The sequence below is a fragment of the Janthinobacterium sp. 17J80-10 genome, from assembly GCF_004114795.1.
GTDB lineage: Bacteria > Pseudomonadota > Gammaproteobacteria > Burkholderiales > Burkholderiaceae_D > Paucimonas.
This window is the reverse complement of the sequence record NZ_CP035311.1, coordinates 3636121-3656597: the sequence shown is the minus strand read 5'-3', so window position 1 is coordinate 3656597 and position 20477 is coordinate 3636121. Positions and strand designations below refer to the sequence as shown.

General features: G+C 60.4%; 14 protein-coding genes. 9 read left to right on the top strand and 5 right to left on the bottom strand.

Annotated elements, in window-relative coordinates:
- Positions 1-14 precede the first annotated feature (14 nt).
- From EKL02_RS16235 to EKL02_RS16215, 5 genes are all read right to left on the bottom strand, one after another.
- Positions 15-1673 (bottom strand): methyl-accepting chemotaxis protein, encoded by a 1659-nt coding sequence (locus EKL02_RS16235; RefSeq protein ID WP_347232092.1) that lies wholly within the window; start codon positions 1671-1673, stop codon positions 15-17.
- Positions 1674-1718: 45 nt separating this feature from the next.
- Entirely contained in the window at positions 1719-4718 is a 3000-nt protein-coding gene (locus EKL02_RS16230; RefSeq protein WP_164932049.1) for an EAL domain-containing protein, read from the bottom strand.
- A 277-nt stretch (positions 4719-4995) separates the two neighbouring features.
- Positions 4996-5646: a response regulator transcription factor gene (locus tag EKL02_RS16225; RefSeq protein WP_164932048.1), complete on the bottom strand. Its 651-nt coding sequence runs from the start codon at positions 5644-5646 to the stop codon at positions 4996-4998.
- A gap of 247 nt (positions 5647-5893) precedes the next feature.
- A complete protein-coding gene (locus EKL02_RS16220; RefSeq protein ID WP_128902999.1) occupies positions 5894-7597 on the bottom strand; it encodes a bifunctional protein-serine/threonine kinase/phosphatase in 1704 nt (567 codons plus the stop codon).
- Positions 7598-7627: 30 nt separating this feature from the next.
- Complete coding sequence (locus EKL02_RS16215; RefSeq protein WP_128902998.1) at positions 7628-8842, bottom strand: nitrate/nitrite transporter; 1215 nt, start codon at positions 8840-8842, stop codon at positions 7628-7630.
- 252 nt (positions 8843-9094) lie between these two features.
- Here EKL02_RS16215 and nirB point away from each other — a divergent pair, with 252 nt between their 5' ends.
- The 9 genes from nirB (at position 9095) to dnaG (ending at position 20428) form a co-directional block, all read left to right on the top strand.
- Positions 9095-11533, top strand: a complete 2439-nt coding sequence (gene nirB, locus EKL02_RS16210; RefSeq protein ID WP_128902997.1) for a nitrite reductase large subunit NirB — start codon at positions 9095-9097, stop codon at positions 11531-11533.
- Positions 11534-11558: 25 nt separating this feature from the next.
- The gene (nirD, locus tag EKL02_RS16205; RefSeq protein WP_128902996.1) at positions 11559-11912 is read left to right on the top strand and encodes a nitrite reductase small subunit NirD; all 354 of its coding nucleotides are present in this window, start codon (positions 11559-11561) and stop codon (positions 11910-11912) included.
- Positions 11909-14680 (top strand): nitrate reductase, encoded by a 2772-nt coding sequence (locus tag EKL02_RS16200; protein ID WP_128902995.1) that lies wholly within the window; start codon positions 11909-11911, stop codon positions 14678-14680. The genes nirD and EKL02_RS16200 overlap by 4 nt, the downstream gene beginning before the upstream one ends.
- A gap of 28 nt (positions 14681-14708) precedes the next feature.
- Positions 14709-15713 (top strand): DNA-binding protein YbiB, encoded by a 1005-nt coding sequence (ybiB, locus tag EKL02_RS16195; protein WP_128902994.1) that lies wholly within the window; start codon positions 14709-14711, stop codon positions 15711-15713.
- Complete coding sequence (gene cobA / locus EKL02_RS16190; protein ID WP_128902993.1) at positions 15685-16488, top strand: uroporphyrinogen-III C-methyltransferase; 804 nt, start codon at positions 15685-15687, stop codon at positions 16486-16488. The genes ybiB and cobA overlap by 29 nt, the downstream gene beginning before the upstream one ends.
- A 92-nt stretch (positions 16489-16580) precedes the next feature.
- A complete protein-coding gene (locus EKL02_RS16185) occupies positions 16581-17777 on the top strand; it encodes an NAD(P)/FAD-dependent oxidoreductase (protein WP_128902992.1) in 1197 nt (398 codons plus the stop codon).
- An 84-nt stretch (positions 17778-17861) separates the two neighbouring features.
- Complete coding sequence (gene rpsU / locus EKL02_RS16180) at positions 17862-18074, top strand: 30S ribosomal protein S21 (protein WP_008451879.1); 213 nt, start codon at positions 17862-17864, stop codon at positions 18072-18074.
- A gap of 98 nt (positions 18075-18172) precedes the next feature.
- The gene (locus tag EKL02_RS16175; protein WP_128902991.1) at positions 18173-18622 is read left to right on the top strand and encodes a GatB/YqeY domain-containing protein; all 450 of its coding nucleotides are present in this window, start codon (positions 18173-18175) and stop codon (positions 18620-18622) included.
- Positions 18623-18631: 9 nt separating this feature from the next.
- Positions 18632-20428 (top strand): DNA primase, encoded by a 1797-nt coding sequence (gene dnaG / locus EKL02_RS16170; protein WP_128902990.1) that lies wholly within the window; start codon positions 18632-18634, stop codon positions 20426-20428.
- The last annotated feature ends 49 nt before the right edge of the window (positions 20429-20477 follow it).

The following is a 20477-nucleotide window of genomic DNA, read 5'->3' as shown; positions in this document are numbered from 1 at the left end:
CAGGGGCGAGGTCTTTAAAACTCTTCCCAGTCATCGTGCCCGCCTGCGCTTGCCAGGGCCAGTTTTCTTTCAGGCGCGGGCGCAGGTTCTGCAGACAATGTTGTTGCATGCCCCCGATGACCCATGCCATCGAGCTTGAAAATGCTGACGGCCTTTGAAAGGCCGTGCGCCTGATCCTGCATGCTTTGGGCAGCGGCGGCGGCCTCTTCGACCAGCGCCGCATTCTGTTGCGTTACCTGGTCCATCTGGCTGACCGCGACATTGATCTGTTCTATCCCGGCAGTCTGCTCGGTGCTGGCGGCGGTGATGTCGCCCATGATGTCGGTAACACGCTTGATGCTGGCGAGAATTTCATTCATCGTACTTCCGGCCTGGTCCACCAGCCGTGCACCGGTATCGACTTTTTCCACCGAGTCGCCAATCAACACCTTGATTTCCTTGGCGGCGGAGGCCGAACGCTGCGCCAGTGTGCGCACTTCGGTTGCGACCACGGCAAAACCGCGTCCCTGCTCGCCGGCCCGCGCCGCTTCCACGGCAGCGTTGAGTGCCAGGATATTGGTCTGAAAAGCGATGCCGTCGATGACGCTGATGATATCGACGATCTTCTTGGAAGAGGCGTTGATGGAACTCATGGTGTCGACCACTTGCGACACGACTGTGCCTCCCCGCATGGCGACCTCTGATGCAGAGGCCGCCATGCGATTTGCCTGGTGGGCGTTATCGGCATTTTGCTTGACGGTGGCAGTCAGCTGTTCCATCGAGGAGGCGGTTTCCTCGAGAGAGCTTGCCTGTTCCTCCGTTCGCGACGACAGGTCCTGGTTGCCAACGGCGATCTGGCCGGAGGCGGTCACGATCGTGTCCGTGCCGGTTCTGACTTCAGCGACGATTTCAGCCAGGCTGTCACGCATTTTCTTCAAGGCAGCCAGCAGGCTTGCCTTGTCCCCATTCTTCAGGCGGATAGGCACAGCCAGGTCCCCGCCGGCAATTCTGCCCGCAATATCGACCGCATCGTCCGGTTCGCCGCCAAGCTGTGCGAGCAGGCGTCGCGTGATTAAAAATGCGGCAACGACCCCGATCGCGCCTGCCGTGCCACCCAACAGGAGAATGAGCGAGAATGCATTATCGATGCCGGCCTTGATGTCACTGCTGCTCTCGGCGACAATCTTGCGCTGTAGCGCCGCCATGGCATTGATCTGTTCCTGCAATGCCGTCAGCCGCGGCAGTGTCTCGGCATTGAAAAGTTGTTGTGCCTCGGCCTGCTTTTCTTCTTTCAGCAGTTTTCCTACACTGGTGAACGAAGCGACATAGGCGGCGCGTGCCGCCGTTATCCGCGCCAGCATCTCCTTGCCTTCCTGGAGGTATATCAGGCGGTCCAGCGTCGCAATTGCATCGCTGATGATTTTTTTGTTGGCGTCGATATGTTCGTAGATTTTTGCCTGTTGCGCCTTGTCCTGGGCAATAAACAGTTGCATGGTCTGGCGGGCATTCTCGCGCGTCATTACATTGATGGTATTGGCTGCGTCAGCTTTGACCCAGTCTGCTTCGATGATTTTTTTGCTGATCCCGCCAATGATTTCAAGGCGCGTCAGGGCAATGGCGATCAATACCATCATCATCAGTATCACCAGGCCAAAGCCCAGTCCCAGGCGCGTACCGACCCCAATTTTTTTCATTGTCATATCCTCCCCCGTTTTTAGTATGTACTGCAAAAAACTTTTTTAATTTTTTAAGAATGCACCTTCTGCAAGCAGCGCCGGGATGTTATCGCCGGGCACAGGCCTGCTGAAATAGAATCCCTGGATCTCGTCGCACTCATGGGCTTCCAGAAAATCCAGCTGCTCCTGGTTTTCCACGCCTTCGGCAATCACGTTCAGGTTCAGCGTGTGGGCCAGTGCAATCACCGCCTTGACGATGGCGGTATCCTGGGAACTTGAGCCGATGCCTTCGACAAACAGCCGGTCAATCTTGAGGCTATCGAGGGGGAATTTGCTGAGATAGTTAAGCGAGGAATAACCCGTGCCGAAATCGTCCAGGGATATCCGCACCCCCAGTTTTTTCAGTTCCAGCATGGTCGCAACGGCTTCCGGGGCATCCTGCATGATGACGCTCTCGGTAATTTCCAGGTCGAGGAGCGTCGGATCGATGCCGGTGTCGAGTATGGTTTGCCGCACCAGGCCGACCAGGTCATGATGGCGGAACTGCCTTGCCGAGAGATTGATGGCGATATTGACCGGGCGCGCCCCGGCGGCTTGCCAGAGCCGGCCTTGCATGCAGGCGGCATGCAATATCCATTTACCCAGGGGGAGGATCAAGCCGGTTTCTTCTGCAACTGAAATAAATTTACAAGGCGACACCAAGCCGTGATCGCGATGCCGCCAGCGTACCAGCGCTTCAACGCCGACAATTTCGCGTGTGCGCAGGTTGACTTTGGGCTGGTAATACAACACCAGCTCGTCGCGGCTCAAGGCCTGGTGCAATTCCGCTTCCATCGCATGACGTTCGCGATTGTGGGTGCGAATTTCCTCGGTAAAGAAATGGTAGTTGGCGCGGCCATTTTGCTTGGCGCGGTACATCGCCATATCGACATTTTTCAGCAGGATCTCTTCATCTGCCCCATCTTCGGGAAACAGGCTGATGCCAATGCTGGCGCCGATGTACAGATCCTGATTGGCGATAAATACTGGCTGCGCCAGTGCATCGAGGATCTTGCATGCCACCAGCGAGACATCATCTTCGGTACCAATATCGGCGATGACCACCACGAATTCGTCGCCGCCGAGCCTGGCCACGGTATCGGTCAAGCGCACGCAGGCGCGCAGCCGGGCGGCGACCGCCTGCAGCACTTCATCGCCGATGGCATGCCCGAGGGTGTCATTGATGACCTTGAAACGGTCGAGATCGAGCAGCAGCACGGCCACTCTCAAACCGGTGAGACGTCCCGATGCAATCGCCTGCTTCAGGCTTGCGCTGAGACGATGCCTGTTGGCTAATCCCGTCAAAACATCATGGTTGGCGTGATATTCGAGCAGTTGCGCATATTGCATGCGCGCCGCGTCGACGCGCAATGCGGCCATGCCGTACGACAGGTTGTCCGCCAGTTCTTCGGCAATCGCCAATTCGTCCGGCGTGAAAACGCCACTTTCCTGCGAATAGATGGCCAGCATGCCTAGCAACTTCTTGCCATCGCGAAGCGGCAGCGCAATCGCGGCGACGATCCCGTGCTTCGTCATGAACTGATGCCAGACACTGCCGGGCGCCGCCGGAATCTCCTGCAGGACGACAGTTTTGCCGGAGCGTAGCGCAGCCGCCATGACATCCCGGGTATCCTCGGAGGCGCCCGTGGCGATCGCCGAGGCCAGTACGCCTGGCTTGCCCCCAGCCTGCGCCACCGGATGCATTTTGCGCGGATGGGCCGCGTCGATGCGGCTGGCCCGGACAAAGGTATGGCCGCAGATCTCATGCATGATGCGGCAAGCCCTTTCCAGCAGGTCGGGCTCGCTGGCGGCATGGGCCAATGCGCGATTGCAGGCGATCAGGGCACGCAATGCCCGATCGATTCGCTTGCGCTCGGTGATGTCCAGCATCACGCCGATGGTTGCGGTGTCGCCATCGATTTCCATCTTCGAGCCAAAGACTTCGACATCAAACAGCTGGCCATCCTTGCGCCTGGCCTTCCTGCGGTAGTTAATGGCATCGATTTCGCCATCGATGCGCTTCCTGATATTCGTCTCCACCATCTCGCGTTCGTCTTCCGGGACGATATCGAAAAGCCGCGCCGTGGCGACCATCTCCTCGCGGGTATAGGCGAACATTTGCGCCATCTTTGGATTGACGAAGCGGAATCCGCCATTCTGCGCAATGTAGACGCCGACGACCGAATTTTCGGCAAGGCCGCGAAACATCGATTCGGCCTGCTGAAGGTTGCTTTTTTCCTGTTCGATGCGGCTGAACAGGTCGCCGATCTGACGGGCAGAGTGCGAAAACACGGCAGCGAGCTGGCCGATTTCGTCATTGGAATCGACCTTCAGCGTTGCGACGTACCTTCCGTGTGCCAGTGCCTGGCTATGCTCGGCCAGCTTGCGCAAGGGATGCACGATTTTCCGTCGGACGGCGGCAAAGACGAAAATCAGCACGCCGATGTCAACCAGGAGCAGTCCATACATTTTTGCGAGTGCATGTTCCTGCGCGGTTTGTATCTCACTGGTTAGCGCACCCACCAGTATTTCGGCATCCGCAAGCACGCGTGCCGAACTTTCGGACACGGCCCTGGCCGCGGCCGGCGGCAAGTGTGGCGCGCCCAGGAAATCCGATTCGACCAGCTTGCGGTAGTCTTTCCAGTCTTTTCGCGTGGCCAGCAACAAGGGGGAGATTTTCCGTGAAACGGGCCTGAGCTCGTAACCGAACGCCTTGCCGCCTGCGGCCAGGGCGGTCAGTCCCGTCTCGAACTCTTGCAGCAGCACGCTCACGGATTTCTGCCCAGGAGCGTGTTCTTGCTCGCCCTTGAACGTTTCAAAGGCAATTTTCTGGCTGAGCATGCGCAGCCGGCCGGCGACATTGACGGTTTCGGCAAAGCCATTCAGGTTGCGCAGAGTGGCATGCATCACGAGAAGATTGGCGACTGCAATCACCAGGATCAGCAGGAAAATTGCCCCGACCTTCTGGCTGATGGTGAAATTTGCATAGCGCAAGTTGCGGATGCCCTGCGTGGCCTTCAGCATGAGCGTCCCTATTGCGTGTGCCTGCATCATTTCCATGGCGCTTGCCAGATGAAGGATGTGGCGTCATGCAAGATGGCTGGTATCGATGGACCTGATACCTTGAAGCAGATAAGGAATCGACTCACGATGACATTCGGCTTGTTACGTAAAAATTGCATGCCGCGACACAATTGCGGTAACCAGGACAGCGTGCCGCCATCCTGATGGCAGGATGGCTATCGAACAAGTATCAAACTTATGTTAGAGCCGGGTAAGTGCCATATGGCCCTACGGTGGGTTACTGAGAAATGATCTGGGTAAATCTGACCGCTGCCTGTGAGCGTCGTGAGACATTCAGTTTTTGAAAGACCGTGCTGAGATAATTTTTCACGGTCTTTCCGCTCAAGCCGAGTGCTTCGCCAATTTCCTTGTTGGTCTTTCCTTCGGCAACCAGCAACAGGATGCGATGTTCCTGGCGCGACAAGCCGCTGTCGCGCGCCAGGTGCACTGATTGCGCGCGCAATTTGGGCGACGCAGGCGGAAAAATAAGCGGGTCGAGAATCGACAGGCCTGCCGCAGCATTTTCGATTGCATCAAGCAATGCAGCCGATCCGATATTGTCGAGCAGGTAGCCATCGGCGCCGGCAAACAGGCTGGCAATCCTGGCGTCTTCGTTATCCAGCGCTGTCAAAAAGAGGACATGAATTGCAGGGTTTTCTACCAGGATTTTTCGGCACGCCTCCACCCCGGAGCCATCCGGCAGAAGCATTTCCATCAGCACGACGTTCGGCTTGAGACGCGCCGCAGTGGCGACAGCGCACGGTATGGTCTGGCATTCACCGACGATTTCCATATTGCGAGTACCGACGAATCCGCGCAGACCGGCGCGCATTACCTCATGAAAGCCAACCAGTAAAACCCGGACTGGCTTTTTACCATCCGAGGGCATTTGCATTCCCCTCTGAAAAAAGCGCAAAGTTTCGTTTTAAAGGCGCAGCAAGGGAAGTGCCATTCGGCCCTGACTTTGCACGCGCAATGCATTGTTATCCTGCTGACGACATTTGTGCGGCGCATTCCAGTGCGCCATGCACAAATCAAGTGCGGTGCCGCTTGAAAATGCGGGAGACAAGGTCGTTGGGGATGACATATTTTTACAGGCAAAATTTATGCCTGCGATAAGCGTGGTGCCGATGAAATCAACGCACCATCAGCAGGTAGAGCAGCAAGAGATTGAAGACGATCGATGCCGCCGCAACTGCGCGCCACAGCGACAGCGGGTCGCGTTGCGCCAGCGGCGCCTTGGCGGGCGCAGGCAGGGGCTTGCTGGCGCCGCGTTCCAGCGCCAGGACAAATTCCTCGGCGGTTTCGAAGCGCTGCAAGGGATCGCGCGCAATCGCCTTCAGGATGACATTTTCCAGCCACAGGGGAATGTCGGGGCGATAGCGTGTGGGTGGCACGGGCTCGCCGAAACGCGGCCTCTGGAAGGGCTCAATCTCGCCATAGGGGTAGTGCCGAGTCAGCATCTGGTACAGGGTCACGCCGGCGGCGTACAGGTCGGTCTGGCGCGATGGCTGGCCGCCCTCGAATAATTCCGGTGCCAGGAACGAGGGCGTGCCGGCGCGCGGCGCACCGCTGGTGGCTTCGGCTTCGAGCCCTGACTGCGCCACGCCGAAATCCAGCACCCGCAATTCGCCGTCGGCGCCCAGGTGAATGTTGGCTGGCTTGATATCGCGATGCAGGATGCTGCGGCGGTGCAGTGCGCCGATGGCGCGTGCCAGCCGCGTGCCGTGGGCGATCGCGTCCGGTATGATGAAATGCTGGCCGCCGTCGAGGTGTTGCTGGATGGTCGCGCCGTCATGCCACGTGCAGAGGTAATACAGGTAATTTTTTTGTTCAGGCGTAATGACCTGCGCAAAGAAACGCGCCACTGCGCGCTTGGCCAGCCATTCTTCGTGTGCAAAGGCCGAGCGTTCCTCGGCATCGTCGGCGCGATCGGGATGCAGGGTTTTCAGGACCAGCGGGCGCTGGCTTGCCGGGTCAATGACGCGGTAGACCATGGTCGCCTGGGAAGCGTGCAGAACGCTTTCCACGCGGTAGCCATCGATGGACTGGCCGGCCTTGAGTTTGGGCGGCAGCGGCAATTGCCGCGATGCCGAGACCGCGTCGCGCAGGTTTTCCTGTGGCAGTGCATCGATACGCAGCGCCAGCGCGCTGGCATTGTCGGTGGACCCGGCCCGCAGCGCGCTGGCCACCAGTGCCGCGGCAGTGGCTTCGGCATCGCGCTTGCCGGCGGCCAGATCGGCCAGCAGGGCGGTCATGTCGTATTCGGTCAGCGCCGACCAGACGCCATCGGTCGCCAGCAGCAGGATATCGCCTTCGCGCAGCTCGCCCATGCCATGGTCGAGCGCCAGGCGGGAATCCAGGCCAATGGCACGCGTCAGCACATGCTGCATTTCCGGACGATCCCAGACATGGTCGGCGGAGAGCCTGGTAAGCTTGCCTTCGCGCAGCAAGTACAGCCGGCTGTCGCCGACATGCGCAAAATAATAGAAGCTGCCGCGCACGACCACGCAGGTCAGGGTGGTTGCCATGCCGGATAGTTCCGGCCGGATCGAGCCCTGTTGCTGTACCCAGCTGTTGATGGCCTTCAGGACGCGCTCGAGCGCTTGCGTCACCGGCCAGGTGTCGGGCGTGGCGTAATAATCGGTCAGCAGCCCGCGCACCGTGTATTCCGATGCCTGGCGGCCGCCATCGTTGCCGGAAACGCCATCGGCGATTGCCGCCAGCAAGCCCTTGGTGGAAATCTCGGGCGCGCCAGGCGTGACCATGCCGACGAAGTCCTCGTTGCGGGGACGGGTTCCTGCTTCGGTGGCATGGCCGGCAGCGACTAGTAACGACATGATCTTATAACTCTGTTCCCGGCATTATAGTCAGATCTTCGCCGTCGTCATCGCAGCGCTGCCCCAGGTGGTGCGCCAGCGGCCTTTTACCATGGAAAGTCCGATCAGGGCGATGACCGCCAGCGACGCAAAAATGGTCAGGCCGATTTGATAGCTGCCGGTCAGTTGCTTGGAGTAGCCCAGGCTGGAGGCAAGATAAAAGCCGCCAATGCCGCCGGCCATGCCGACGAGCCCGGTCATGACGCCGATCTCCTTGCGGAAGCGCTGCGGCACCAGCTGGAATACCGCGCCATTGCCAGTGCCCAGCGCCAGCATCGCCAGCACAAATACGACGACGGCCATGATGGCTGAATGCAGGCCAAAGCTGGCGATAAAGAGGAATGTCGCTGCCAGGATGTACATGATCGACAGCGTCTTGATGCCGCCAATGCGGTCGGCGATACGTCCCCCTAGCGGGCGCACCAGCGAGCCGGCAAATACGCAGGCGGCAGTGAAATAGCCCGCGGTGACCGGCGACAGGCCGTATTGGCCATTGAAATAGATTGCCAGGGACGAAGCCAGCCCGGAAAAGCCGCCAAAGGTGACGCCATAGAAGAACATGAACCACCAGGCATCCTTGTCCTTCAGCACTTGCAGGTACTCGACCATCGATTTCGGCGGCGGTGCCGCCGGCGCATCCTTGGCAAACACCATATAGACGGCAAAGGCGACGCTGAGCGGAATCAGGCACCAGCCGAAGACATTTTGCCAGCCGAATGCCAGCGCCAGGCTGGGCGCGAACAGGGCGGCGAAGGCCGTGCCGGAATTGCCTGCGCCGGCAATGCCCAGCGCAGTGCCCTGGTGCTCCGGCGGATACCAGCGTGACGCCAGCGGCAGCGCTACTGCAAATGCGGCGCCGGCCACCCCCAGCAGGATGCCCAGCGTCAGGACGCTGGAGTAAGTGTCGAGCTTGCCCAGCCAGGCCCACAGCATGCCGGCAATGACAATCGCCTGGCCGATGGCACCCGCCTTTTTCGGCTTCAGGTGGTCCACGAGAACACCCATGACGATGCGCAGCAGCGCGCCGGCCAATAGCGGCGTGGCCACGATCATGCCCTTTTGCGCAGCGGTGAGACCCAGGTCTTTGGCGATTTGCACGCCAAGCGGCCCGAGGATGACCCATACCATGAAGCTCAGGTCGAAATAAAAGAATGCGGCCAGCAGCGTAGGCGTGTGACCCGCCTTCCAGAATGAAGATTTTTGCATATGTCCCCGGGAGTCCAAAAAAGTGAATGCAGTGCACTATGCAAGTGCCATGCCAACATTTTTGTGCGTACATATGTGGTGCACGCTGTGATGTGGGTCGGAAAATGTGTCGGGACGGTGCCTTGCACCAAATAGGTTTGGAAAATTCACCAGCACGGAGCGTCGCTGCATTTTTTTCGACGTTTTGGCTGCACCGACAACTGGCATTGCTTTTGCTTAGGGGTAGTGCAGAACAATCTGGAGGGTAGTGCAATGAAAAAGCTGAAGCTGGTAATGGTGGGTAACGGCATGGCCGGGGTGCGCACGCTGGAAGAGTTGATCAAGCTCGCTCCGGACGTCTACGACATCACTGTATTCGGCGCTGAGCCGTATGCCAATTACAACCGTATCCTGCTGTCGCCGGTTTTGGCGGGTGAGCAGACCATCAAGGACATCATGCTGAATGATGTCGACTGGTATGAAGAAAACAATATCACGCTGCATCTTGGTAAAAAGATCACGCAGATCGACCGCGCCCGTCGCCTGGTCATTGCCGAGGATGGCACCACCGCAGAATATGATCGCCTGCTGCTGGCCACGGGTTCCGACCCGTTCGTGCTGCCGGTGCCTGGCAAGGAACTCAACGGCGTGATTTCCTACCGCGATATCCAGGACACCAACGCCATGATCGAGGCGGCCGCCAAATACAAGCAGGCGATCGTTATCGGCGGCGGCCTGCTCGGCCTGGAAGCGGCCAACGGCTTGAAGCTGCGCGGCATGGACGTGTCAGTGGTGCACCTGTCGGGGGTGCTGATGGAGCGCCAGCTCGATTCCGTCGCCGGCAAGATGCTGCAAAAATCCCTGGAAGAGCGCGGCCTGAACTTCCTCTTGCAAAAAAATACCCAGGAAATCTTTGGCGATGAAAATGGCCGCGTGAAATCGGTGCGGTTCACCGACGGCACCGAAGTGCCGGCGCAGCTGGTAGTGATGGCCGTGGGCATCCGCCCCAACACGAAGCTGGCGGAATCGGCCGGCCTGCATTGCAACCGCGGCATCGTCGTCAACGACACCATGCAGACGTTCGATCCGCGCATTTACGCCGTCGGCGAATGCGTCAACCATCGCGGCACCGCGTACGGACTGGTGGCGCCGCTGTTCGAGATGGCCAAGGTGTGCGCCAACCACCTCGCCAATTTCGGCATCGGCCGTTACCAGGGATCGGTCACCTCGACCAAGCTGAAAGTCACGGGCATCGACCTGTTTTCCGCCGGCGACTTCATGGGCGGCGAGGGCACTGAAGAAATCATCCTGTCGGATCCCATCGGCGGCGTCTACAAGAAGCTGGTGCTCAAAGATGACAAGCTGGTCGGCGCCTGCCTGTATGGCGACACGGTCGATGGCACCTGGTATTTCAAGCTGCTGCGCGAAGGCAAGGATGTCGGCGAAATCCGCGATACCCTGATGTTCGGCGAATCCAATACAGGCCGTCCCGGCGACGTCGGCCATGAAGGCTATACCAAGGCCGCCGCGATGCCGGATGAAGCCGAAGTCTGCGGCTGCAATGGCGTATGCAAGGGCACCATCGTCAAGGCTATCAAGGAAAAAGGGCTGTTCACCCTGGAAGACGTGCGCAAGCACACCAAGGCATCGGCCTCGTGCGGCTCCTGCACCGGCCTGGTGGAGCAGATCATCATGGCGACGGCAGGGGGTGACTATTCCACTTCCGCCAAGGCCAAGCCGATGTGCGGCTGCACCGACCATACCCACCAGGAAGCGCGCGACGCCATCCGGGCCAACAAGCTGCTGACGATTCCCGCCGTGATGCAATTCATGGCGTGGCGCACGCCCAATGGCTGCTCCTCCTGCCGCCCGGCGCTGAACTACTACCTGATCTCGACCTGGCCGCACGAGGCCAAGGATGATCCGCAATCGCGTTTCATCAACGAGCGTTCGCACGCCAATATCCAGAAGGATGGCACGTACTCGGTGATTCCTCGCATGTGGGGCGGCGAAACCAGCGCCTCGGAGTTGCGCCGCATTGCCGACGTGGTCGACAAGTTCAAGATCCCGACGGTGAAGGTCACCGGCGGCCAGCGCATCGACTTGCTGGGCGTGAAGAAGGAAGACTTGCGTGAAGTCTGGCATGACCTTGGCATGCCATCGGGCCTGGCGTACGCCAAGGGCTTGCGCACGGTGAAGACGTGCGTCGGTTCGGAATGGTGCCGCTTCGGCACCCAGGATTCGACCCGCATGGGCCAGGAACTCGAGCGTGAACTGGCGCGCATGTACTCGCCGCACAAGGTCAAGCTGGCGGTGTCCGGCTGTCCGCGCAACTGCGCCGAAGCCGGTATCAAGGATGTCGGCGTGATCGGTGTGGATTCCGGCTGGGAGATTTACGTGGCCGGCAATGGCGGCATCAAGACTGAAGTCGCGCAATTCCTGGTCAAGCTGAAGACCCACGAAGAAGTTCTGGAATACACTGGCGCTTTCCTGCAGCTGTATCGCGAAGAGGGGTGGTACCTGGAGCGCACGGTCCATTACGTCGGCCGCGTCGGCCTGGACTACGTCAAGAAGAAGGTTCTGGAAGACGCCGCCAACCGCAAGGCCTTGTATGAGCGCTTGCTGTTTGCGCTGGATGGCGAGCCGGATCCCTGGCATGAATCGGAAAAGGCAATGGTCGATACCCGCCAGTTTGCGCCTCTGACCTTCTGATTCATCTATCGAACAAGGAACTGCCATGACTCAACAATGGAAATCAATTTGCCAGGTAGACGACATCCCTGTACTGGGCGCGCGCGTCGTGCAGCGCGCCGGCCAGACGAATGTTGCCGTATTTCGCAATAGCGAAGACAAGGTGTTTGCGCTGCTGGACAAGTGCCCGCACAAGGGCGGACCGCTGTCGCAAGGCATCGTCTTCGGTGAAAAAGTCGCCTGCCCGCTGCACAACTGGAACATTGAACTTGCCTCCGGCTGCGCAGTTTCGCCGGATGAGGGATGCACTACCAGATTCGCCGTCAAGGTCGAGGATGGCAAGGTACACCTGGACGTCAATGAATTGAATACGCTCGGCATGGAGGCGAAGGCTGCATGAGCGAACTCCGGCAAACCAAGGCGACTTGCTGCTATTGCGGTGTCGGCTGCGGCGTGATCATTGAATCCGACGGCCAGCAGGTGACCGGCGTCAAGGGCGATCCCGACCATCCGGCCAATTTTGGCCGCCTGTGCACCAAGGGCAGCACGCTGCATTTGTCTGCCAGCCCGGTGCTGCAGCAGCAGGCGCGCGCGCTCTACCCGGAAATGCGTACGGCGCGAGCAGGCACGCGCGAGCGCACGACGTGGGATGCCAGCCTGGATTTCATGGCAAAGACATTCGCCAACACCATCGCTGCGCACGGGCCCGACAGTGTCGGTTTTTACATCTCTGGCCAGTTGCTGACCGAGGACTATTACGTCTTCAACAAGCTCGCCAAGGGTTTAATCGGCACCAACAATGTCGACACCAATTCGCGCCTGTGCATGTCGAGCGCCGTCGCCGGCTACAAGCAAACCCTGGGGGCGGATGCGCCGCCGGCATGCTACGAGGACATTGCCCTGGCCGATGTGGTGTTCATCGTCGGCTCCAATACCGCCTATGCGCATCCGATCCTGTACCGCCGTCTGGAAGCAGCGCGCCAGGCCAACCCGAACATGAAAGTGATCGTCGCCGACCCACGCAAGACCGACACCGCGCGTGAAGCCGATTTGTTCCTGCCGATTCTGCCGGGCACCGACGTTGCGCTGTTTAACGGCATGCTGCACATCTGCCTGTGGGAAGACCTGGTCGATACCGCTTACATCGAGGCGCACACTGAAGGTTTTGCTGCACTCAAGCAGACCGTGCGCGACTATACCCCGGCTTACGTTGCCGAGGTGTGCGGCATCCGCGAAGAAGACCTGGTGGCGGCGGCACGCCTCTTCGGCCAGTCCAGGGCCAGCCTGTCGCTGTATTGCCAGGGTCTGAACCAGTCGGCTTCCGGCACCGCCAAGAATGCGGCCCTGATCAACCTGCACCTGGCGACCGCCCAGATCGGCAAGCCTGGCGCCGGACCGTTTTCGCTGACCGGCCAGCCCAATGCCATGGGCGGGCGCGAAGTCGGCGGCATGGCCAACCTGCTGTCGGCCCATCGCGACCTGGCCAATCCCGCGCATCGCGCCGAAGTGGCGCGCCTGTGGGGCATCGACGACGTGCCCGCCAAGCCCGGCAAGACCGCGGTCGAAATGTTCGAGGCGGTGCGGACCGGTGAAATCAAGATCCTCTGGATCGTCTGTACCAACCCGGCGCAATCGATGCCCGACCAGAAGCTGATCCGCGAAGCCTTGCGTAAAGCCGAGCTGGTGATCGTGCAGGACGCCTACAAGACGACTGCCAGCGTCGATTACGCCGACATCCTTTTGCCTGCGACCACCTGGAGCGAAAAGGAAGGTACTGTTACCAATTCCGAGCGCCGCATCACGCGCCTGCAAGCCGCACTCGACAAGCCCGGCGAGACGCTGCACGACTGGGAAATTGCGATCCGCTTTGCGCGCAAGCTGGAAGCCTTGCTGGGACGTGAGCGCACACTGTTTCCGTATGAGACTACCGAGGAGATCTGGAACGAGCACCGGGAATCCACGCGCGGGCGCGACCTCGACATTACCGGCCTCAGCTATGAAATCCTCGAGCAGCAGGGGCCGCAACAATGGCCCTACCCGCAAGGCGCTGCGGGCGGCAAGAAACGCCTGTACGAAGATGGCGTGTTCCCCACTGCCAGCGGCCGCGCAAAGTTCGTCGATACGGTGTATCAGCCGGTGGCCGAGCCGGTCGATGCGCGCTACCCCTTCCGCCTGACCACAGGGCGCCTGCGCGATCAGTGGCATGGCATGAGCCGCACCGGCACTGTGGCGCAACTGTTTGCGCACCAGTCCGAGCCGGCAGTGATCATGGCAGCGCAAGACATGGAGCGGCGCTTCATCAAGCAGGGCGACCTGGTGCACGTGACCAGCCGGCGCGGCTCGCAAATCCTGCCGGCAGTGGCCGGTGACGATATCCGTGCCGGGCAAGCCTTCATCGGCATGCACTGGGGTGAGGAGTATGTCTCCGGGCGCGGCCATGACGGTGACGGCAGCTATGGCGTCAATGCCCTGACCGTGCCGGCCTTCGACCCGTATTCGAAGCAGCCCGAGCTGAAGCATGCGGCTGCCAAGATTCTCAAGGCGGAGTTGCCGTGGCGCTTTCTGGTATTCGGCTGGGTCGATCAATCCCAGGTGCTGGCCTTGCAGGCTGCCTTGCGCCCGTTCATGCGCCGCTTTGCCTACGCTTCATGCACGCTGTTCGGGCGTGAGCAGGTCGGTGTGCTGTTCCGGGCGGCGGACGATTATGCCGCCGAGCCACAATTGCTGGCCGAAATCGAGGCAAAATTTCAGCTGGTGGGCGCCGAGGTATTGCGTTATGACGACAAAAAACGTGGCAATACGCGTCGCATCATGGTCAGGGATGGCAAGCTGGCGGCAGTCGCGCTGGCGGGCGATACTTCTGCCGAACATTGGCTCAAGGAATACCTCGAAGGCGGGCAATCGGTCGCTGCGCTGGGCCGCCTGCTGCTGATGCCATCGAGTCAGGCGCCGCAAGGATTCAAGTCGCGCGGCAAGATCGTTTGCAACTGCTTTAATGTATCAGAAAGCGAGATCTTTGATTCTCTGGCGGGCTTGCCAGGCGACGCCGATGGACGCCTCGCCGGCTTGCAGGCCAAGCTCAAGTGCGGCACCAATTGCGGCTCGTGCGTGCCGGAACTGAAGAAAATCATTCTTGTGCAGCAAACCTCGATGAAGGCAGCAGCGTAGAAGGCGCCATTCGTAGTAAGCTTCGCGCATGGACTCCTTACACGACAACCAACCCCTCGCCGCCGCCCGCTTCATCAAGGAAATCGGGCGCGGCAAGGATGGCGCGCGCAGCCTGACGCGCGCCGATGCCGACCTGATGTATGCGGCGATGCTCGATGGCCGCGTCTCCGACCTGGAACTGGGCGCCATCTTGTTGGCCATGCGCATCAAGGGCGAATCGGTCGAGGAACTGGCCGGTTTCCTCGATGCCGCCGAGCGCTCATTCGAGCAATTGCACGCGCCTGCCGGCGATTATGCGCCGATCGTCATCCCCAGCTACAACGGCTCGCGCAACATGCCCAACCTGACGCCGCTTTTGGCGTTGCTGCTGGCCCGCGCCGGCGCGCCGGTGCTGGTGCATGGCGTGCTGCACGACCCCAAGCGCGTGACGACCGCCGAGATTTTCCACGAACTCGGCTTGCCGGCGGCCGGCTCGGTGCAGGCGGCGCAAGACGAATTTTCCCGCGGCGTGCCTGCCTTCATGCCGATCGACTTGCTGGCGCCGAAACTGGCGCACCAGCTGTCGTTGCGCCGCATCCTCGGCGTGCGCAGTTCGACCCACACGCTGGTGAAGATCATGCAACCCTTCGTGCAGCCGGCGCTGCGCCTGAGTTCCTACACCCACCCGGAGTACCTGGAAATGCTCACCGAGTATTTCACTACCGCGGCACCGGCGGCACGGGGCGATGCGTTCCTGATGCGCGGCACGGAAGGTGAAACGGTGGCCAATGCGCGCCGGGCCCAGCAGATCGAGTGGTTTCATGAAGGGCGGCGCACTATTCTGGTGCAAAAGCAGGGCGTCGTCGATGAAATCCCGCCGCTGCCGCCCTCCAGTGATGCAGCAACGACCGCTTCCTGGATCAAGGAAGCGCTGGCCGGCACACAACCGGTGCCTGCACCCATCGCAGAACAGGTGGAACACTGCTTGCTAGTATCAAGACAGATACGAACAAGGCAAATCCATCATGCAAACGCAAACGACATCCCCAGCTAAGGTTTATCTCGTCGGCGCCGGTCCCGGCGATCCGGAACTGCTCACCCTCAAGGCCGTACGCGCGATTGGCTGCGCCAATGTGCTGCTGGTCGACGACCTTGTCAATCCGGCAGTGCTCGAGCATGCACCAGCGTCGGCGCGCATTGTTTACGTCGGCAAGCGCGGTGGTTGCCAGTCGACGCCGCAGGCGTTCATCGAGCGCCTGATGATTGCAGAAGCACAAGCCGGGCGCGTCGTGGTGCGGTTGAAGGGCGGCGACCCGTTCATCTTCGGCCGCGGCGGCGAGGAGCGCGAACATCTGCGCGACGCCGGCATCGATGTCGAGGTCGTCAATGGCATTTCCAGCGGCCTGGCGGCGCCGGCATCGCTGGGCATCCCGTTGACGCATCGCGACTGGAGCCAGGGGGCCGTATTCGTCACTGGCCACGGCAAGACCAAGGATGCCAACCCGGATTGGGATGCCCTGGCTAAATTGACGCTGACCCTGGTGATTTACATGGGGGTGGGGCGCAGCAGCGAGATCCAGGCAGCGCTGCTGGCGGGCGGCAAGGCTGCCGATACGCCGGTGGCCGTGATCCAGTCCGCCACCGGCACAACGCAAGCGCAACTGATCACCACGCTGGGGCGCCTGCCGGAAGATCTGGCGGCTTCGCAACTGGGCAGTCCCGCCATCATCGTCATTGGCGATGTGGTGCGCTGCGCCGACTTCCATGCCGATCGCCATGGCATCACCCACACTGACGCGCTGGTGGCGGAATACGCCGCCACGATGTAGGCATGCGGGTTTATACGGACTGAGCCGTAACATGTGCGCCGGCAGGCGCGCGTAAAGCCTTACAATCATGGATTATTCAGCCCGCATAATCCATGAGCACCCAATTCGATGTCGCTGTAATCGGCGCCGGCGCCGCCGGCATGATGTGCGCCGCAGTCGCGGGCCAGCGCGGCCAGAAAGTCGTCCTGATTGACCACGCCAGCCGGCTGGCCGAAAAAATCCGCATTTCCGGCGGCGGCCGCTGCAATTTCACCAATATCGACGCCGGCCCGCAGAACTATCTTTCCGAGAATCCGCACTTCTGCAAAAGCGCGCTGTCGCGCTACACAGCGCGCGACTTCATCGACCTGGTCAAGCGCTACCGCATCCCGTTCCATGAAAAGCACAAGGGACAGCTGTTCTGCGATTCATCCGCTGAAGACATCATCGCCATGCTCCAGGCCGAATGCGAAAAGGGCAATGTCGCCTGGCGCATGCCTTGCAAGGTGGCCGATATCGGCAAGTCGGGCGACGGGTTTCGGCTCGAGACCGATGCCGGCGAAATCCTGGCGCAGCGTGTTGTCATGGCCAGCGGCGGCTTGTCGATTCCCAAGATCGGCGCGACCGACTTTGCCTTTCGCATCGCCCGCAAGTTCGACCTGAAACTGGTCGAGCCGCGCCCGGCGCTGGTGCCGCTGACTTTTGACAGCGCCGCCTGGCAACCCTTTGTGCCGCTGGCCGGTATCGCCCTGGAAGTGGCGATCGAGACCGGCGAAAAGAAAGCCCGCGGCCATTTTCTGGAAGATTTGCTGTTTACCCATCGCGGCCTGTCAGGGCCGGCCGTATTGCAAATTTCCAGCTATTGGCAAAGCGGCATGGCCCTCACCATCAACCTGGCGCCACAGGCGGATTTGACCGACACCTTGTTGCAAGCCAAGGCCAGCAGCAAGAAAAATCTTGCCAATACGCTGGCGCAATGGCTGCCTGCGCGCCTGGCCGAGAGCTGGCTGCAGGTGCAGGGCATGCAAGGCGACGCCCGCCTGGCCGACTTGCCGGACAAGCAGCTGCGCCAGCTGGGCGATTCGCTCAACCGCTGGCGCATCGTCCCGGACGGCACGGAAGGCTACAAGAAGGCCGAAGTCACGCGTGGCGGCATCGATACCCGCGAACTGTCACAGCAAAGCATGATGGCTGCCAAAGTCCCCGGCCTGTACTTTATCGGCGAGGCCGTGGACGTCACCGGCTGGCTGGGCGGCTACAATTTCCAGTGGGCATGGTCGTCCGGTGTGGCTGCCGGGCAGGCTGTATGAATGCGGATCGGCAAAAAACTTCCCATTCCAGTTTAAACCTGCTAAACTCTTTTTCTTTCCCCTATTTCCCGGTTTGATTTTTACATGACCACTATCCGCCTGAAAGAAAACGAGCCGTTCGAAGTTGCCATGCGTCGCTTCAAGCGCACTATCGAAAAAACCGGTCTGCTGACCGAGTTGCGTGCGCGTGAGTTTTACGAGAAGCCGACTGCAGAGCGCAAGCGCAAGCTCGCCGCTGCCGTGAAGCGCCACTACAAGCGCATCCGCAGCCAGCAATTGCCGAAAAAGCTGTTCTAAGTTTTACCTCCGCATGCGTGCGGATCTGGTGCAAACCCGCTCCGGCAACGGTCGCAGCGGGTTTTGGCGTTTTTGATTTGATCGATACTGGAGATGGCATGGGCCTCAAGGAACAAATCACCGAAGACATGAAGGCCGCCATGCGCGCCAAGGATAGTGCCCGTCTCGGCGCCATCCGTCTGATCACTGCTGCCATGAAGCAAAAGGAAGTCGATGAGCGCGTCGAGCTCGATGACACCCTGGTGCTGGCCATCATTGAAAAAATGGTCAAGCAGCGCAAGGATTCGATTTCCCAGTTCGAAGCCGGCGGTCGCCAGGACCTGGCCGATATCGAAAAAGCCGAGCTTGTTATTCTGACGGCCTACATGCCAGCTGCGCTTTCGGACGCCGAAGTGCAGGCTGAAGTCGCCGCTGCCATCGCCGCTACCGGCGCTGCCGGCCCGCAAGACATGGGCAAGGTGATGGGCGTGCTGAAAGCCAAGCTGGCGGGGCGTGCCGACATGACGGCGGTTTCGGCGCAAGTGAAGGCAGCGCTCTCCAAGGGTTGATGCAACCCCGTGATCCCGCAATCCTTCATCCAGGACTTGCTCAACCGGGTCGACATCGTCGACGTGGTGGGCAAGTATGTCCAGTTGAAGAAGGGCGGCGCCAATTTCATGGGGCTGTGCCCCTTCCATAACGAAAAATCCCCCAGCTTTACCGTCAGCCCGTCCAAGCAGTTTTACCACTGCTTCGGTTGCGGGGCGCACGGCACCGCGATCGGTTTTCTGATCGAATATTCCGGCGTCGGCTTCGTCGATGCGGTCAAGGACCTGGCGCAAGGCGTCGGCATGGTGGTGCCGGACAGCGACGACCGCCTGCCGCCGGCGCAGCGCGCCGAAGCGCAAGCCAAAACGCTGGCGCTGTCGGATGTCATGACGCGCGCCTGCGACCATTATCGCCAGCAATTGCGCGGCGCCCAGAACGCCATCGCCTACCTGCAAAAACGCGGGCTTTCCGGGGAAATCGCTGCCCGTTTCGGCATTGGCTATGCGCCTGATGGCTGGGATAGCCTGCGCACGGTTTTTCCGGAATATCAAAATGATGCATTGGTCGAAGCCGGCCTGGTCATCGACAAGAGCGAGGAAGAGGGTGCCGGACGCAAGCGCTATGACCGCTTCCGTGACCGCATTATGTTCCCGATCCGCAACACCAAGGGCCAGGTCATCGGTTTTGGCGGGCGCGTGCTCGACCAGGGCGAGCCAAAATACCTCAATTCTCCGGAAACGCCGCTGTTCCAGAAGGGCAGCGAACTGTATGGCCTCTTCGAGGCGCGCCAGGCCATCCGCGAAGCCGGCTACGTGCTGGTGACCGAAGGCTACATGGATGTAGTGGCGCTGGCCCAGCTTGGTTTTCCGCAGGCAGTCGCCACCCTGGGCACTGCCTGCACGCCGATTCATGTGCAAAAGCTCTTGCGCCAGACCGACCATGTGGTTTTCAGCTTCGATGGCGACAAGGCCGGGCGCCGCGCTGCGCGCCGCGCGCTGGAAGCATGCCTGCCCTATGCCGGCGACAACAAGGCGATCAAGTTCCTGTTTCTGCCGCCTGAGCATGACCCCGACAGCTATGTGCGCGAATTCGGCGCCCCCGCTTTCGACGATCAAATCAAGGATGCCATGCCGCTGTCGCGCTTCCTCCTGAAGGAAGTCGCCGGCGAGCATGACTTGCAAACGGCCGAGGGCCGTGCTCGCGCGCAATTCGATGCCAAGCCGATGCTGCAAGCCTTGCCAGCCTCCGCCTTGCGCCTGCAAATCGTGCGGGGGCTGGCGCAAATGACCCAGTCCACGCCCGCCGAAATCGAAACCCTGTTTGAATTGGCCAAGCCGGTAGCGCGCACGCGTGCAGCGCCTCCGCGCAGCGGCCGGCCTGCGCCGGTCGGCCTCGAGCGGCAAATCCTGCGCATCCTTGTTGCCCATCCGGCGCTGGCCGCAGAGCTCGACCAGGATGCCCTCGATGTGCTCGCGCGCCTGGCGCCCGAGCGGGCAGAAATCTTGCTGCAGCTGGTCACTGCCAGCCGGGCGATGGGCGAGCATGCGAGTTTTGCCGCGCTGGCCGAACAATTGCGTGAAGCCGGTGGCGAATTTGACGATTTGATCGCTGAAATTGCGGCGGATCAAGAATCTGATGGCGATGCCGCGCGTCTTGAGCTTGCCGGAGCGCTACGACAGACTAAAATGAAATTCGTCAAGACCGAGATGGAACAGCTGGCAGCCGGCGGCATGCAAACGGATGCCGCGCGCCAGCGCTATCGTGAATTGATGTTGTTACAGGATCAATTGCGCCGCCAAGCCGAGTCTGAAATCGCGCAAAGATAAGCTAGTCATTCCGACAATTAAAATTTGTGGCTCTGGAGGAACCCTCTTG

What these genes read in the sequence shown, in the direction of transcription:
- EKL02_RS16225 (WP_164932048.1), bottom strand. Translation starts at nt 5,646, where the DNA reads ATGCCCTCGGATGGTAAAAAGCCAGTCCGGGTTTTACTGGTTGGCTTT.
- EKL02_RS16185 (WP_128902992.1), top strand. Translation starts at nt 16,581, where the DNA reads ATGAGCACCCAATTCGATGTCGCTGTAATCGGCGCCGGCGCCGCCGGC.
- nirD (WP_128902996.1), top strand. Translation starts at nt 11,559, where the DNA reads ATGACTCAACAATGGAAATCAATTTGCCAGGTAGACGACATCCCTGTA.
- EKL02_RS16175 (WP_128902991.1), top strand. Translation starts at nt 18,173, where the DNA reads ATGGGCCTCAAGGAACAAATCACCGAAGACATGAAGGCCGCCATGCGC.
- EKL02_RS16200 (WP_128902995.1), top strand. Translation starts at nt 11,909, where the DNA reads ATGAGCGAACTCCGGCAAACCAAGGCGACTTGCTGCTATTGCGGTGTC.
- EKL02_RS16235 (WP_347232092.1), bottom strand. Translation starts at nt 1,673, where the DNA reads ATGAAAAAAATTGGGGTCGGTACGCGCCTGGGACTGGGCTTTGGCCTG.
- EKL02_RS16220 (WP_128902999.1), bottom strand. Translation starts at nt 7,597, where the DNA reads ATGTCGTTACTAGTCGCTGCCGGCCATGCCACCGAAGCAGGAACCCGT.
- cobA (WP_128902993.1), top strand. Translation starts at nt 15,685, where the DNA reads ATGCAAACGCAAACGACATCCCCAGCTAAGGTTTATCTCGTCGGCGCC.
- ybiB (WP_128902994.1), top strand. Translation starts at nt 14,709, where the DNA reads ATGGACTCCTTACACGACAACCAACCCCTCGCCGCCGCCCGCTTCATC.
- rpsU (WP_008451879.1), top strand. Translation starts at nt 17,862, where the DNA reads ATGACCACTATCCGCCTGAAAGAAAACGAGCCGTTCGAAGTTGCCATG.
- EKL02_RS16215 (WP_128902998.1), bottom strand. Translation starts at nt 8,842, where the DNA reads ATGCAAAAATCTTCATTCTGGAAGGCGGGTCACACGCCTACGCTGCTG.
- nirB (WP_128902997.1), top strand. Translation starts at nt 9,095, where the DNA reads ATGAAAAAGCTGAAGCTGGTAATGGTGGGTAACGGCATGGCCGGGGTG.
- EKL02_RS16230 (WP_164932049.1), bottom strand. Translation starts at nt 4,718, where the DNA reads ATGCTGAAGGCCACGCAGGGCATCCGCAACTTGCGCTATGCAAATTTC.